Source organism: Sphingomonas kaistensis (genome assembly GCF_011927725.1).
GTDB classification, from domain to species: Bacteria; Pseudomonadota; Alphaproteobacteria; order Sphingomonadales; family Sphingomonadaceae; genus Sphingomicrobium; species Sphingomicrobium kaistense.
In genome coordinates, this window is the sequence record NZ_JAATJC010000001.1 from 833,069 (window position 1) to 846,662 (window position 13,594).

The following is a 13,594-nucleotide window of genomic DNA, read 5'->3' on the forward strand; positions in this document are numbered from 1 at the left end:
GATGGAAAAGCTTACCACCGTGCTGTGGTTCGACCACGGCCAGGCCCGCGAGGCCGCCGAATTCTATGCCGCGACCTTTCCCGACAGCCGCGTCGGCACCGCCGCCAAGGCGCCGTCCGACTATCCCGACGGACAGGCGGGAAGCGAGATCACCGTCGATTTCACCGTGTTCGGCCGCGCCTTTTCGGGGCTGAACGGCGGCCCCAATTTCAAGCCCAATGAATCGGTCAGCTTCATGGTCCTGACCGACGACCAGGCCGAGACCGACCGCTACTGGAATGCCATCGTCGATAATGGCGGGCAGGAAAGCGAATGCGGCTGGTGCAAGGACAAGTGGGGCTTCTCCTGGCAGATCACCCCGCGGATCCTGCTCGATTGCCTCAACGAGGGCGGTGACAAGGCCAAGCGCACGTTCGAGGCGATGATGACGATGAAGAAGATCGACGTCGCCGCGATCCAGCGCGCCGCACAAGGAGTTTCGGCCGATGCGTAAGATCCGGGGCAGTCTCTTCACCTCGCTCGACGGCGTCATCCAGGCCCCCGGCGGCCCCAGCGAGGACCCGACGCAGGGGTTCGCCCATGGCGGCTGGCTTCCGCAATTCTTCGACGAGGACGTCGGCGGGGCAATCGATGCGGTCTTCGGCAAGGAGTATGACCTGCTGCTCGGCCGGCGCACCTACGACATCTTCGCGGCCTACTGGCCTTATGTCGGCGGGCACGCGACCGGGATCGGCGAAGTGTTCGACAAGACGGGCAAGGACGAAGGCGAAGCCGCCGCGATCCAGATGGGCGAGGACTTCACCCGGGCCCAGAAATACGTCCTGACCCGCGGCTGGCCCGACTTTGGCTGGTCCAACAGCCAGCGGGTCGGCAGCATGGACGAATTGCGGGCGATCAGGGAGGGCGAGGGGCCCGACCTCGTCATCCAGGGCAGCGGCACGCTCTACCCGGCGCTGCTTGCCGCGGGGCTGCTCGACCAGTTGACGATCATGACCTTCCCGGTGGTGCTCGGCCACGGCAAGCGCTGGTTCGGCGACGAAACGCCGGCCAAGGCGCTGCGCGTGGTCGACACCAAGGTCACCCGCACCGGCGCGGTGATCGCGACCTACGAACCGGCCGGCGCGATCGAGCATGGCTGGGCCGGGCCGCAATCGACCAGCGAGCGTGAAACCGCCCGCCAAGCCGCCATGGCGGAGGGCCGCTGGTGACCCTCGCCCTCTACGGTCACGAGTTCAGCAGCTATACCTGGAAGGCGCTGATCCCGCTGTGGGCGGACGGCACGGCGTTCGAATTCCGCTCGGTCGAGCAGCACGGCCCCGCCTTCGCCGCGCTTGCGCCGTTCGGCCAGTTCCCGCTTCTGGTCGACGACGGCAGGGTAGTCGCCGAAAGCTCGATCATCATCGAATATCTCCAGCGCCATCACCCCGGGCCCAATTGCTGGATTCCCGACGGCGAGGAGGGGCTGCGCGTGCGGTTCCTCGACCGGGTGTTCGACGGGCGGATCATGGACACTGCGCAGGTCGCGGTCGCCAACGCGCTGCGCCCGGCCGAGCACAAGGATCCCTATGGCGTCGAGCAGGGCATGGAGCGCCTCCGCCGCCATTACGATTGGCTCGAGGGTGAACTGGGCGACGACGGCTGGGCTGTCGGCGACCGTTTCACCATGGCGGATTGCGCTGCCGCCCCGGCGCTGTTCTACGCCGACTGGATCGAGCGGATCGGGCCCGACCGCCCGAAGCTCGCCGCCTATCGCGCGCGGTTGCTGGCCCATCCGGCGGTGGTGAAGGCGGTGGAGCAGGCCCGGCCGTTCCGCCACTACTTCCCGCCTGGGGCACCCGACCGCGATTGACGGGCTAATGTAACAAGGTATCATGCGCATCTTCTCAGGAGCTTGCGCCATGCGTCACCTTGTCCTTGCCCTCCCGCTGCTCGCCGCCGCGGCCTGCGCCCCCACCAATCCCGACCCCCGCGGGGTGGGCAGGGGCGAGACGTTCCTCACCATCTCCGCCACCGGCCGGGCCGAGGCGCGGCCCAACGAGGCGCGGATGCAACTGGGCGTCACCAGCCAGGGCGCCAATGCGGCGGAGGCCAGCCGCCTCAACCGCGAGAAGATGGCCCGGGTAACCTCCGCGCTGACCGCGCTGGGGGTAGGGGCCGACGACCTCCAGACCCGCAACCTGTCGCTGCAGCGAATCGACTATGGCAAGGAACGCGGCCAGTTTCGCGCCAGCAACATCGTCGAGGTGCGGATGACCGACGTCGCCCGCGTCGGGGAGGCCGTCACCGCGGTGACCGAGGCCGGGGCCAATGTCGTCGGCGGTCCCGACCTGCGGGTGTCCGACCGCGAGGCCGCCAACCGCTCGGCCTATACCAATGCCTACAAGGCCGCCCGCAGCCGGGCCGAAGCCTATGCCGAGGCCGCCGGGCTCGAGATCGTGCGGGTGGTCAACATCGTCGACGGCGGCGAATATGGCGCGCCCGACAGTTCCCTTGTCACCATGCAGGCCGCCGCGCCGCCGCCGGTGGTCGCGCCCGAGACCGTGCCCGCCGCCCCGCCGCCGCCGCCCGGCGCCCCATTCAATCCCGGCGTCAACCGCACCGAGGTCCGGGTCCGCGTCGATTTCGCGCTGAAGCCGGCCTGATCGGTCAGGCGAAGGCGCTTGCCGTCTTCAGCGTCTGCCACGCATCGATGACGTTGCGCAGCTTGGCCTCGTGCGTGCGGTCGCCGCCATTGCGATCGGGGTGGTAGCGGCGGACCAGCACCGAATACGCCTTGCGCACCGCCGGCAGGTCGGCGTCGTCGCCCAGCCCGAGCACGCCCAGCGCGGCCTTTTCCGCGCCCGAGAAACGGCTCTGTGCCTGCGTCGGCCCGCGGCCGCGACCGAACCGCCCGCGGATCGCTTCCAGCGGATCGCTGAAGTCGGTCCACGGCGGCGCCGGATCCGCCCCGCCGGTGGCGAAGGCGCGCACTCCGCGCTCCCACCCGGCGATCGGCGATTGCGCGGCTTCGATCTCCTCGGTGCTCATGCCGGCGAAGTAATTGTAGCGCGCATTGTGCTGGCGGACATGCTCCAGGCACAGCCATTGCCACGCGCCCGGCCCGTCGAAGGTCGGTGCGGTCAGCGGCGCACGGAACTCGCCCGGCTCGGTGCAGCCCGGCACCGCGCAATGCGTTGCAGCGCCTTCTACCCGGCCGTGGAACTTGGGGGATCGTGAAGCCATCAAACGTGTTTTTGTTGTGCCAGCCTGACTATATAGGCGCGATGAACATTTCTCCCATGGGTCCGGTCGCCCGCGAAATGACCGCCCGCCTCGAAAAACACCTCGCCCCGGCGCGGATCGAGCTGCGCGACGACAGCGAGCAGCATCGCGGCCACGGCGGGTATCGCGAGGATGGCGGCGAATCGCACTTCTTCCTCCGGATCGAAAGCGCCGCCTTCACCGGCCAGTCCCGGGTCGGCCGCCAGCGGCTGGTCTACAAGGCGCTGGGCGACCTGATGCACGAGCGCGTCCACGCACTGGCCATGGAAACGAGGGCACCCGGCGAATGAACAACGACAGCACCATCCTGATGAGCCTGGCGCCGGTGAGCCACGACCTCGGCGGATTCAAGGTCCACCGCACCCTGCCGCACAAGCAGCGGACGATGGTCGGTCCGTTCATCTTCTTCGACCAGATGGGCCCGGCTCGGCTTGGCGTCGATGAGGGCATCGACGTGCGCTCGCACCCGCATATCAACCTCGCCACCGTGACCTACCTGTTCAAGGGCGCGCTCGACCACCGCGACAGCGTCGGATCGGTGCAACGGATCGAGCCGGGCGCGGTCAACCTGATGACCGCGGGCAAGGGCATCAGCCATAGTGAGCGCTCGCCTGGCGATGAGCGCGCGCACGGGCCGTTGCTGGACGGCATCCAGACCTGGCTTGCGCTGCCGCAGGACAAGGAAGAGGTCGACCCGGCGTTCGAGCACACCCCGGTCGACCGCCTGCCGGTGGTCGAGGGCGAGGGCAAACGCCTTCACCTGATCATGGGCGAGGCGTTCGGCGCGAAATCGCCGGTCACCCAGCACCATCCGACCCTCTACGCCGCGCTGGAGCTCACGCCCGGCGCTGCTATCGAACTGGAGCGCGAAGCCGACGAGCGGGCAATCTACCTGCTCGACGGCGACGCCACGGTGGATGGCGAGACGGTCGAGCGCATGCACCTCGTCCTGCTCCGCCCTGGCACCCGCCCTGTGCTTCGCTCGGCAGACGGCGCGCGGCTGATGATCTGCGGCGGCGCACCGATGGACGGACCCCGCCACGTGTGGTGGAATTTCGTTTCCTCGCGCCGCGACCGGATCCAGGAAGCCAAGCGGGCGTGGAAGGCGGGCGAGTTCGCCCTGCCCCCGCAGGACGACCATGAATGGATCCCCATCCCCGAGATCCCGCTGACGGTGAGTTACCCGTGAGGTCGCTCCTGGCACTGGCGCTGCTGCTGGGCGCCACTGCCCCCGCTGCCGCCCAATCCAAGCGCGAGACCTTCGCCTGCTCGGCCGAGGCCACCGGAGGCGGGCTCCGGGCGGTGACGCAGCGCCTGCTCGACGGTCGCGGCACCCTGCGCAGCGGGACCACCAGCATCACGCTGCCGCTTGCCGGAACGGACGGGAGCCTGATCGCGACCTTTGACGTGCGCCAGGGCCTGCCCGAGGTCGCGCGCGGCAAATATGCCTTCCGCCTGCCGGCCGCGGCCGATGCCGGCTGGCAACTGGCCGGCGCGCGCAAGCCGATCCGGTCCAGGGACAACGTGCTCGCCGTCGACGGGGAGCAGTTCGCTGCACTGCTCGCCGGCGGGGCGCCGATCAAGCTGGTCCTCACAAGCCGCAAGGGGCAGGAGCGTGCCCGCGCAACCCTCGACCGCGCGACCTTCGACACCGCGCTCGACCTCGTCCGCCAGGCCGACGCCCGCGCGCTGTCCAGGGCCTACGACTATCGCTCCTGCCCGCGGGGAAGCTGACCCGTGACCCGCTCCACCCGCATCCCCTTGTCGACCGGCATCACCCTCAACGTCGCGACGGCCGGGCCGGAGGACGGGCCGGCGATCGTTCTCCTTCACGGCTTTCCCGAATCGCACCGCACCTGGCGCGGCTTGGTGCCGCTGCTCGAGGACAAGTACCGGCTGATCATGCCCGACCAGCGCGGGTTCGCCGGGTCGGACGCGCCGCAGGACCCGAAGGATTATGCCACCGACCGGATCGTCGCCGACCTGTTCGCGCTGGTCGACGCGCTCGGCCTCGATGACTTCACATTGGTCGGCCACGACTGGGGCGGGGCGGTCAGCTGGGCCGCCGCGCTAAGGAATGACCCGCGGCTCAAGCGGCTGATCATCGTCAACGCGCCGCATCCCCTGATCTTCCAGAAAAGCCTGATCGAGGATCCCGAGCAGCGTGCGGCCTCGCAATATATCACCGCCTTCCGCGCGCCCGGCTTTGAGAAGGCGGTCGAGGCGATGGGCTGGGACACCTTCTTCACCAAGAGCTTCACCGGCCATGTCGACCTCGCCGCCATCCCCGCGGAAGAGAAGGCCGAGTATATCGCCGAGTGGAGCCAGCCGGGCGTCTTCACCGCCATGCTCAATTGGTATCGCGGTGCGGGGGTGATGGTCCCGCCGCCGGGCGTCGACGTGCCGCTGCCCGATTTCCTCGTGCGCGCCTTTCCCGCGGTGAAGGTGCCGACGCTGGTGGTGTGGGGAATGCGCGACAAGGCGTTGCTTCCGCTCCAGCTCGACGGGCTCGATGGGTTGATCGACGACCTGACGGTCGAGCGGGTGCCCGACGCGGGCCATTTCCTGCCGTGGGAGAAGCCGAAAGCCGTGGCCGAACCGCTGCGGACTTTCCTTGCGAGCCGGTTGGGCGCATAGGCGCGGCTCCCATGACCAGCTCGAAGAAATCCGCCCCCAAGCGATCGCGCGCCCGTTCGGCCGCTCGCCTCGCCGCCGTCCAAGCGCTCTACCAGCAGGAGATGGAGGGCACTCCGACGCCCACCCTGCTGCATGAATTCCACCAGCACCGCTTCGGCGAGACGATCGACGAAGTGACGATGATCGATGCCGAGATGGACTTCTTCGACGACCTGGTGCGCGGCGTCACTGCCCGTTCCGAGGAGATCGACGGCAAGATCACTGCCCGCCTGGCGGAAGGGTGGAAGCTCGACCGGCTCGACCGTTCGATGCGCGCGATCCTGCGTTCGGGCACCTATGAGCTGATCGCCCGACCCGACGTCACCGTCGGCACGGTGATCGACGAATATCTCGACATCGCCCACGCCTTCTTCGGCGAAAAGGACGTCAAGTTCGTCAACGGGCTGCTCGACAAGGTGGCCGGGGACGTGCGGGCCTGAGCGGCGAAGCGACCGTCCTCGCGCGCCTGCGTTCCCTGGCGACGCACCCCGCAGCGCGCGGCTTGGCCGACGACGTCGCGGTGCTCGGCGACCTTGTGCTGACCCACGACACTATCGTCGAGGGCGTCCACTACCTCCCCACCGATCCGCCCGAGAGCGTCGGCTGGAAGCTGGGCGCGGTGAACCTGTCCGACCTCGCCGCCAAGGGCTCGGTGCCGGCCGGTGCCCTGCTTTCGCTCACGCTTCGCGGCGACGACCAATGGGAAGAACGCTTCCTGTCCGGGCTCGAGCAGATCCTGGAGCATTTCGGCCTGCCGCTGCTCGGCGGCGACACGGTGGCGTTGCCGGCCGGCGCGCCGCGCGTCCTTGGCCTTACCGTACTCGGCAAGGCCGGCGGGCCCGTCCCGAGCCGGTCTGGCGGGCGACCTGGCGACAAATTGTGGCTGGCCGGTCCGGTCGGCGACAGTGCCGCGGGCCTGGCGCAGCTGACTGCCGATCCCAAGGCGACCGGGCTGCTGGTCGACACCTATCGCCGGCCGATTCCGCTGCTGACCATCGGCGCGTTGCTGGCGCCGCATGCTTCCGCGATGATGGATGTGTCGGACGGGCTGCTGCTCGATGCACGCCGTCTCGCCACCGCAAGCGGCTGCGGCCTGCGCGTCGACCTTGGTACGCTCCCCCTGTCCCCCGCCTTCCGCGCCGCGCGGGGCGAGGATCGCGCCGCCCGCCTGTTCGCGGCCACCGGCGGCGACGACTATGCCCTGCTTGCGGCACTGCCACCGGACGTGGACCCCTTAACGATCCTGAAAGGAACCGAGGTCAATATCGTGGTTGTCGGCGAGCTGACGGGGGGCGGGGCCTTCGTGCTCGCCGACGACCTCGGCCCAGTGCCGCTGCCGGAGCGCCTTGGTTATGAGCACGACCTACCCTGAGCTGAGACGCCCCGACTATCGCCGTCTCGCCATCGCCCTCGCAGGGCTGCTCAGCGGCGGCCTCACCGCCTTCCTCCTGACCTGAACCAGAGCGGCTAGACAGGCTCGAATCGCTCCCTACACTCCCCTCCACAACAGGATGGGGAAAGCATTACCGATGGAACTCGTGTTAATCGCGATCGGCTGCGGGCTGCTCGCTGTAGTTTACGGTATCGTCACCTCCGGCCAGGTGCTTCGGCAACCGGCCGGTAACCAGAAGATGCAGGATATCGCCGCCGCCATCCAGGAGGGCGCGCAGGCCTACCTCGGCCGCCAGTACACCACCATCGGCATCGTCGGCGTGGTCGTCGCAGTGCTGGTCTTCCTGTTCCTCGGCACGGTCGCCGCGGTCGGCTTCGTGGTCGGCGCCTTGTTGTCGGGTGTCGCGGGCTACATCGGGATGAACATCTCGGTCCGTGCCAACGTCCGCACCGCGGAGGCTGCGCGCGTGTCGCTCCAGGGCGGGCTCACCACCGCCTTCCGCTCCGGCGCCATCACCGGCATGCTGGTCGCGGGCCTGGCGCTGCTTGCGATCGCGTCCTTCTTCTACGTGCTGGTCGGGATCCAGGGCCGCGCGCCCGATGACCGTACCGTCATCGACGCACTGGTCGCGCTGGCGTTCGGGGCGTCGCTGATCTCCATCTTTGCCCGTCTCGGCGGCGGCATCTTCACCAAGGCCGCCGACGTCGGCGCCGATCTCGTCGGCAAGGTCGAGGCCGGAATCCCCGAGGACGACCCCCGCAACCCGGCCGTCATCGCCGACAACGTGGGCGACAATGTCGGCGATTGCGCCGGCATGGCCGCCGACCTGTTCGAAACCTATGTCGTGACCGTCGGCGCCACCATGGTGCTGACCGCCTTGCTGGTGAACACCGACGTCGCCAGCCTGACCGCGCTGATGGCGCTTCCGTTGCTGGTCGGCGGCGTTTGCATCATCACCTCGATCATCGGCACCTACATGGTCCGCCTCGGCAAGGGTCAGTCCATCATGGGCGCGCTCTACAAGGGGTTCTGGACCACCGCGATCCTGTCGATCCCGCTGATCTACTTCGCCACCGCCTACGCGCTGGGTGACCTGAATGCCGTGATCGGTGGCGGCGAAGCGGCCGGCCTCGACGTCACCGGCGCGGTTGCCGAGCAGACCGCCGGCTTCACCGGCATGGACCTGTTCTGGTGCATGATGATCGGCCTCGGCGTGACCGGCCTGCTGGTCTGGATCACCGAATATTACACCGGCACCAACTACCGCCCGGTCAAGTCGATCGCCAAGGCCTCGGAAACCGGGCACGGCACCAACGTCATCCAGGGCCTGGCCATCAGCCTTGAATCGACCGCCATGCCGACGATCGTCATCTGCGCGGCGATCATCTCGTCCTACCTCCTCGCCGGCCTGATCGGCATCGCCTTCGCGGCTACCTCGATGCTGGCGCTGGCCGGCATGGTCGTCGCCCTCGACGCCTATGGCCCGGTCACCGACAATGCCGGCGGCATCGCCGAGATGGCGCACATGGAGGACGAGGTCCGCACCCGCACCGACGCGCTCGATGCGGTGGGCAACACCACCAAGGCCGTGACCAAGGGCTATGCCATCGGCTCCGCCGCGCTTGCCGCGCTGGTGCTGTTCGGCGCCTACACTACCGACCTGAAGGAGTTCTCCGCCGACCTCGGCATCGGGGCCAATTCGGTCGATTTCAGCCTGTCCAACCCTTACGTCGTGGTCGGGCTGCTGCTCGGCGCTCTCTTGCCCTATCTGTTCGGGGCGATGGGCATGACCGCCGTCGGCCGCGCCGCCGGCAACGTCGTGCTCGACGTGCGTGAACAGTTCCGCGACAATCCGGGCATCATGGACGGCACCAGCCGCCCCAATTACGCCCGCACCGTCGACCTCGTCACCAAGGCCGCGATCCGGGAGATGATCATCCCCTCGCTGCTGCCGGTGCTGACGCCGATCGTGGTCTACTTCCTGATCGCCTGGGTGGCCGGCAAGGAACAGGGCTTCGCGGCCTTGGGCGCCCTGCTGCTGGGCGTGATCGTGTCGGGCCTGTTCGTCGCCATCTCGATGACCTCGGGCGGCGGCGCGTGGGACAATGCCAAGAAGTATATCGAAGACGGCAATTACGGCGGCAAGGGCTCCGAAGCCCACAAGGCCGCGGTCACCGGTGACACCGTTGGTGATCCCTACAAGGACACCGCCGGCCCGGCGGTCAATCCGATGATCAAGATCACCAACATCGTCGCGCTGCTGCTGCTCGCGGCGCTGGCGGGCCACGGCGGCTGATCACCGCCACCTGAAAGTGCATGGGCCCCGTCGGAGCGATCCGGCGGGGCTTTTGCTTGCGCATCGCCTCACCGCCAAAAGGCCATCGCGATCGGCGCCGCGGTAATCGGGCGCGCCCGCCCGACGCCGTCGTCCACCATCTATGATGAAGGGTCACCGCCGTTTGACCGAATGAGGCCGCATGTCCGACGAGATCCAGACCCGCCTGCAGTTCATGAACTTCACGCAAGCGCAGCGCGACCGTTTGTCGGGAATGCGCGACCTGCTTGCCCGGCTGATCCCGCCCGCGCTCGATCGTTTCTACGACAAGGTCAGGCAGACCCCCAGCACCAGCCGCTTCTTCCGCGACGGCGAACATATGCGCTGCGCCCATGCCGCGCAGGAAAAGCACTGGGCCCGCATCGCCGAGGGTCGCTTCGACCAGGCTTTTTCCGACAGCGTCCAGCGGATCGGCGCGGTGCACGCCCGCATCGGGCTCGAGCCGCAATGGTATATCGGTGCCTACAGCGTGGTGCTCGAGCAATTGCTGGAAGGCATCGGCCGCGAATATGGCCTCCTGCAGCGACTGCGCCGCGGCTTCCGCGGGCCGACCCAGGCCGAGCTATCTGCGGCGCGGGTCAAGGCCGCCCTGCTCGACATGGAATTGTCGGTGTCCATTTACTTCGCGCAAAGCCAGGTCGAGCGCAGCACCGCCATTGCCGCGCTCAGCGCCGCGCTGAGCACCGTCGCCAAGGGCGATCTCACCGCCGATCTCGGCGAAATGCCCGACAGCTTCGGGGCCATCAAGCGCGACTATGACCAGGCCATCGCCCGGCTGCGCGAACTGGTGTCGGGCGTTGCCGACGGGGCGGTCCACATCCAGACCGGCTCGTCCGAAATCGCCCAGGCCGCCGAAGACCTTGCCCGTCGCACCGAAAGCACCGCCGCGACGCTGGAACAGACCGCCGCCGCGGTCAGCCAGATGGACGAGCGGCTGCGTGCGACCTCCACTGCCGCAGAACGCTCTGTCCGTCAGGCCGACGATACCAGCGCAACCGTCGCCAATGGCCGCAACGTCGCCCGCCAGGCGGTCCAGGCGATGGAAGCGGTCAGCGCCAGTGCGACCGGCATCGACGGGGTGATCGAAGGGCTCGACAAGATCGCTTTCCAGACCCGAGTCCTGGCCATGAACGCCGCGGTCGAGGCCGGACGGGCGGGCGAGGCCGGGCGCGGCTTCGCGGTGGTCGCCGATCTCGTCAGCGCGCTTGCGATGCGGGCCGAGGAAGAAGCGAAAAAGGCCCGGACCGAGCTGACCACCACCCAGACCGAGATCGTCTCCGCGGTGCAGGCCGTCCACCAGGTCGATGGCGAGCTGCAGCGCATCTCCGAGAATGTCGAGGCGGTGCACCAGCTGGTCAGCAACATCGCCAGCGACAATCAGGCGCAGGCTTCCGCCATCACCGAGATCAACAGCGCCGTGTCCAGCATGGACCGCGCGACCCAGCAGAATGCGGCGATGGTCGAGGAAACCTCGGCCGCTGCCCGCAATCTCGCCGGCGAAGTGTCACGGCTCAACGGCAAGACCAGCCAGTTCACCACCCAGCGCGCGGGCGGCGTGGTCGCGCTTGCCGCCGCGAGGGACGAACGAGGCCTGCGCCAGGTCGCCTGACCCGGCTCAGAGCTTGCCGAACGCGGCCTCGTATCCGGCCTGGTCGCCGCGCGACAGGTAGGTCGCCTGCTCGACCACCCGGTCGCGGGTCAGCCGGCCCTTGAAAGCGCCCAGCTCGGAGTCGAGCGCGGTCACTTCCTCCGGGGTCAGTGCAGCGATCTGCTCGAAGCGGACCAGTCCGCGATCCTGCAGGATGCTGGCGAGCTTGGGACCGACACCCTTCATCCGCTGGAGGTCGTCGGGCGTGCCGTGGCTGCCGGGGAGGTTGGAATGCACCGGCGCGCCGATCACCTGGCCGATGACGTCGCTGGTCGCGGCCGCGATCTCGTCGCCGATGTCCTCGCCTTCGCCGCCGCCGTCGCTGTCGTCGCGGGCCGCGACCGGCACCGGATCGGCGCGCGGGGCCGGGGCAGGGGTGGGCACTGCCCGTTCCTCGCCGATCGCCGCCATGTGCGGCCGCACCGGCGTCTCCGCCTTGCTCAGCGTGACGCGCTGCTTGGGACGGCGAAAGACGACCAGCCCGACGATCAGGCCAAGGGCGACCGCGACCAGGATCATCGGCCAATAAGCGTTCAGCAATTCACTCATTCCACTCATTCCATCCTCTGGACTGACGCCGGCGATGAAGCTCGGCGAGATAAGCGATGACAAGGCCGACGCCGTAGCCGAGGAGGCCCAGTACGGCGGCTTCAACGAACAGGGGCAGGCCCAGCATCAGCGCGGCCCTCCGGCGGCAGGCGCGGCGCGGCGCGGGAAATTGTTGATGACCGGGCTGTCGGGGTCCCACCGCACGTCGTTGACGCCCGGCAGTTCGCCGACCAGTTCGACCAGCGCGCGGCGCTGGAAGTCGTCGGCCGGTCCCTTGAGGATGATCCGCCGGGTCAGCGGCGCGTCGTCCATCCTGGCCGTCACGCCGGGCAATTCGTAATAATCGAGCAGGCTGCGCGCCTCGCGCTCCATGTCGGTGCGCACATCGGCCGCGGCGCCGACGGGCCCATGCCATAGTTCGGCAATTCCGATCGCGGCCAGCGCGCCGAGCAGCAGCTTCGCCTTGCGGGTCATGGCTTCCGCTCCAGTTCGCGCCAACCGATGTCGCGGCGGTGGAAGCCGTCGGCGAATTCGATCGCATCGACACCCTGGTAGGCCAGCGCCCGCGCCTCGGCCAGGGTCGGCCCGACGGCGGTCACCGCAAGCACCCGGCCGCCGGCCGACAGCAGGGCGCCCGATCCGTGGCGCGCGGTGCCTGCATGGAAGACGGTGACGCCCGGCACCCGCTCGGCCGCCTCGATCCCGTCGATCAGGCCGCCCTTGCGCGGCATTCCAGGATAACCCTCGGCGCACATCACCACCGTCATGCTGGTGCTGTCGCTGACTTCCGGCCGGACCTGCCCCAGCCGGCCCTCGGCAACGCTTAGCAGCAGCGCCGCCAGATCGCCCTTCAGCAGCGGCACGATCGCCTCGCATTCGGGGTCGCCGAAGCGGACGTTATATTCGATCAGCTTCGGCCCCTCGGCAGTCAGCATCAGGCCGGCATAGAGCAGGCCGGAGAAGGGCGTTCCAGCCCGCTCCATCGCCGCCGCGGTGGGGACCACGATCTCGGCCATCGCCCGGTCGCGCAGCGCGTCGGTCAGCACCGGGGCAGGCGAATAGGCGCCCATCCCGCCGGTGTTGGGACCGGTGTCCCCTTCGCCGACGCGCTTGTGGTCCTGGGCCGAGGCGAGGAACAGCGCCTCCGGTCCATCCACCAGCGCGAACAGGCTGGCTTCCTCGCCGTCGAGGAATTCCTCGATCACCAGCGGCGCGCCGCCAAGGTCGCGCACCGCCTGCTCGGCTTCGTCGCGGGTGAGTGCAACGGTCACGCCCTTGCCCGCCGCAAGTCCGTCGGCCTTGATCACGACCGGAAGCCCGAATTCGTCCAGGGCATCGAGCGCCGCCTGCGTATCCGCAAGGCGCACGAACCGCGCCGTTGGGATACCCTCCGCCGCGCACAGATCCTTCGTGAAGCCCTTGCTTCCTTCCAGCATCGCCGCCGCCGCCGACGGACCGAATACCGGAATGCCGGCCTCGCGGCAGGCGTCGGCGACCCCGGCCACCAGCGGCGCTTCCGGTCCGACCACCACCAGGCCGACGTTGCGCTCGCGCGCGAGTGCCACCACCTTGTCGGGGTCGGCGGGATCGATCGCAAGGCAGTCGGCCCAGCGTGCGATTCCCGGGTTGCCCGGCGCTGCAAGGAGGTCGCCGCAGCTCGGCGATTGCCGTAAGCCCCAGGCCAGCGCATCCTCGCGCCCGCCAGAGCCCAGCAGCAGGATATTGATGGAAG

At 68.7% G+C, this 13,594-nt stretch carries 17 protein-coding genes; 12 read left to right on the forward strand and 5 right to left on the reverse strand.

What is annotated here, in order from left to right; translation table 11 throughout:
• Nucleotide 1: 1 nt before the first annotated feature.
• The 4 genes from GGQ97_RS04065 to GGQ97_RS04080 are packed head-to-tail and all read left to right on the forward strand — an operon-like array spanning nucleotide 2 to nucleotide 2,642.
• Nucleotides 2–493, forward strand: a complete 492-nt coding sequence (locus GGQ97_RS04065) for a VOC family protein (protein WP_168067760.1) — start codon at nucleotides 2–4, stop codon at nucleotides 491–493.
• Nucleotides 486–1,208 carry a dihydrofolate reductase family protein gene (locus GGQ97_RS04070; RefSeq protein WP_168067761.1) on the forward strand — a complete coding sequence of 241 codons (723 nt, stop codon included), beginning with the start codon at nucleotides 486–488 and terminating at the stop codon, nucleotides 1,206–1,208. The genes GGQ97_RS04065 and GGQ97_RS04070 overlap by 8 nt, the downstream gene beginning before the upstream one ends.
• Nucleotides 1,205–1,849: a glutathione S-transferase C-terminal domain-containing protein gene (locus tag GGQ97_RS04075; RefSeq protein WP_168067762.1), complete on the forward strand. Its 645-nt coding sequence runs from the start codon at nucleotides 1,205–1,207 to the stop codon at nucleotides 1,847–1,849. The genes GGQ97_RS04070 and GGQ97_RS04075 overlap by 4 nt, the downstream gene beginning before the upstream one ends.
• A 49-nt stretch (nucleotides 1,850–1,898) precedes the next feature.
• Nucleotides 1,899–2,642: an SIMPL domain-containing protein gene (locus tag GGQ97_RS04080; protein WP_168067763.1), complete on the forward strand. Its 744-nt coding sequence runs from the start codon at nucleotides 1,899–1,901 to the stop codon at nucleotides 2,640–2,642.
• 4 nt (nucleotides 2,643–2,646) lie between these two features.
• Here the strand turns inward: GGQ97_RS04080 and GGQ97_RS04085 are convergent, their stop codons facing one another.
• Nucleotides 2,647–3,222: a J domain-containing protein gene (locus tag GGQ97_RS04085; RefSeq protein WP_168067764.1), complete on the reverse strand. Its 576-nt coding sequence runs from the start codon at nucleotides 3,220–3,222 to the stop codon at nucleotides 2,647–2,649.
• 41 nt (nucleotides 3,223–3,263) lie between these two features.
• Here GGQ97_RS04085 and GGQ97_RS04090 point away from each other — a divergent pair, with 41 nt between their 5' ends.
• The 8 genes from GGQ97_RS04090 (at nucleotide 3,264) to GGQ97_RS04125 (ending at nucleotide 11,274) form a co-directional block, all read left to right on the forward strand.
• Entirely contained in the window at nucleotides 3,264–3,551 is a 288-nt protein-coding gene (locus GGQ97_RS04090; protein WP_245197854.1) for a BolA family protein, read from the forward strand.
• On the forward strand, nucleotides 3,548–4,450 hold the full coding sequence (locus GGQ97_RS04095; RefSeq protein WP_168067765.1) for a pirin family protein: 903 nt from the start codon (nucleotides 3,548–3,550) through the stop codon (nucleotides 4,448–4,450). Before GGQ97_RS04090 ends, GGQ97_RS04095 begins: the two co-directional genes overlap by 4 nt.
• Complete coding sequence (locus GGQ97_RS04100; protein WP_168067766.1) at nucleotides 4,447–4,995, forward strand: hypothetical protein; 549 nt, start codon at nucleotides 4,447–4,449, stop codon at nucleotides 4,993–4,995. Before GGQ97_RS04095 ends, GGQ97_RS04100 begins: the two co-directional genes overlap by 4 nt.
• A gap of 3 nt (nucleotides 4,996–4,998) precedes the next feature.
• A complete protein-coding gene (locus GGQ97_RS04105) occupies nucleotides 4,999–5,898 on the forward strand; it encodes an alpha/beta fold hydrolase (protein ID WP_168067767.1) in 900 nt (299 codons plus the stop codon).
• 11 nt (nucleotides 5,899–5,909) lie between these two features.
• Nucleotides 5,910–6,377, forward strand: coding sequence for a transcription antitermination factor NusB (gene nusB / locus GGQ97_RS04110; protein ID WP_168067768.1), 468 nt, complete (start codon nucleotides 5,910–5,912; stop codon nucleotides 6,375–6,377).
• Nucleotides 6,374–7,309 carry a thiamine-phosphate kinase gene (gene thiL / locus GGQ97_RS04115; protein WP_168070702.1) on the forward strand — a complete coding sequence of 312 codons (936 nt, stop codon included), beginning with the start codon at nucleotides 6,374–6,376 and terminating at the stop codon, nucleotides 7,307–7,309. The genes nusB and thiL overlap by 4 nt, the downstream gene beginning before the upstream one ends.
• A gap of 157 nt (nucleotides 7,310–7,466) precedes the next feature.
• A complete protein-coding gene (locus tag GGQ97_RS04120) occupies nucleotides 7,467–9,626 on the forward strand; it encodes a sodium-translocating pyrophosphatase (protein WP_168067769.1) in 2,160 nt (719 codons plus the stop codon).
• Between the two features lie 181 nt (nucleotides 9,627–9,807).
• A complete protein-coding gene (locus GGQ97_RS04125) occupies nucleotides 9,808–11,274 on the forward strand; it encodes a globin-coupled sensor protein (protein ID WP_168067770.1) in 1,467 nt (488 codons plus the stop codon).
• 6 nt (nucleotides 11,275–11,280) lie between these two features.
• On the opposite strand, the gene GGQ97_RS04130 is transcribed toward GGQ97_RS04125, so the two are convergent.
• The 4 genes from GGQ97_RS04130 to purD are packed head-to-tail and all read right to left on the reverse strand — an operon-like array spanning nucleotide 11,281 to nucleotide 13,589.
• Complete coding sequence (locus GGQ97_RS04130; protein WP_245197873.1) at nucleotides 11,281–11,862, reverse strand: hypothetical protein; 582 nt, start codon at nucleotides 11,860–11,862, stop codon at nucleotides 11,281–11,283.
• Nucleotides 11,855–11,989: a hypothetical protein gene (locus tag GGQ97_RS14505; RefSeq protein ID WP_280740498.1), complete on the reverse strand. Its 135-nt coding sequence runs from the start codon at nucleotides 11,987–11,989 to the stop codon at nucleotides 11,855–11,857. The genes GGQ97_RS04130 and GGQ97_RS14505 overlap by 8 nt, the downstream gene beginning before the upstream one ends.
• Entirely contained in the window at nucleotides 11,989–12,336 is a 348-nt protein-coding gene (locus GGQ97_RS04135) for a hypothetical protein (RefSeq protein ID WP_168067771.1), read from the reverse strand. The genes GGQ97_RS14505 and GGQ97_RS04135 overlap by 1 nt, the downstream gene beginning before the upstream one ends.
• Nucleotides 12,333–13,589 (reverse strand): phosphoribosylamine--glycine ligase, encoded by a 1,257-nt coding sequence (purD, locus tag GGQ97_RS04140; protein WP_168070706.1) that lies wholly within the window; start codon nucleotides 13,587–13,589, stop codon nucleotides 12,333–12,335. The genes GGQ97_RS04135 and purD overlap by 4 nt, the downstream gene beginning before the upstream one ends.
• Nucleotides 13,590–13,594 lie beyond the last annotated feature (5 nt).

What these genes read in the sequence shown, in the direction of transcription:
- GGQ97_RS04125 (WP_168067770.1), top strand. Translation starts at nt 9,808, where the DNA reads ATGTCCGACGAGATCCAGACCCGCCTGCAGTTCATGAACTTCACGCAA.
- GGQ97_RS04095 (WP_168067765.1), top strand. Translation starts at nt 3,548, where the DNA reads ATGAACAACGACAGCACCATCCTGATGAGCCTGGCGCCGGTGAGCCAC.
- GGQ97_RS04090 (WP_245197854.1), top strand. Translation starts at nt 3,264, where the DNA reads ATGAACATTTCTCCCATGGGTCCGGTCGCCCGCGAAATGACCGCCCGC.
- GGQ97_RS04080 (WP_168067763.1), top strand. Translation starts at nt 1,899, where the DNA reads ATGCGTCACCTTGTCCTTGCCCTCCCGCTGCTCGCCGCCGCGGCCTGC.
- GGQ97_RS04130 (WP_245197873.1), bottom strand. Translation starts at nt 11,862, where the DNA reads ATGAGTGAATTGCTGAACGCTTATTGGCCGATGATCCTGGTCGCGGTC.
- GGQ97_RS04135 (WP_168067771.1), bottom strand. Translation starts at nt 12,336, where the DNA reads ATGACCCGCAAGGCGAAGCTGCTGCTCGGCGCGCTGGCCGCGATCGGA.
- GGQ97_RS04120 (WP_168067769.1), top strand. Translation starts at nt 7,467, where the DNA reads ATGGAACTCGTGTTAATCGCGATCGGCTGCGGGCTGCTCGCTGTAGTT.
- GGQ97_RS14505 (WP_280740498.1), bottom strand. Translation starts at nt 11,989, where the DNA reads ATGCTGGGCCTGCCCCTGTTCGTTGAAGCCGCCGTACTGGGCCTCCTC.
- nusB (WP_168067768.1), top strand. Translation starts at nt 5,910, where the DNA reads ATGACCAGCTCGAAGAAATCCGCCCCCAAGCGATCGCGCGCCCGTTCG.
- GGQ97_RS04070 (WP_168067761.1), top strand. Translation starts at nt 486, where the DNA reads ATGCGTAAGATCCGGGGCAGTCTCTTCACCTCGCTCGACGGCGTCATC.
- GGQ97_RS04085 (WP_168067764.1), bottom strand. Translation starts at nt 3,222, where the DNA reads ATGGCTTCACGATCCCCCAAGTTCCACGGCCGGGTAGAAGGCGCTGCA.
- GGQ97_RS04065 (WP_168067760.1), top strand. Translation starts at nt 2, where the DNA reads ATGGAAAAGCTTACCACCGTGCTGTGGTTCGACCACGGCCAGGCCCGC.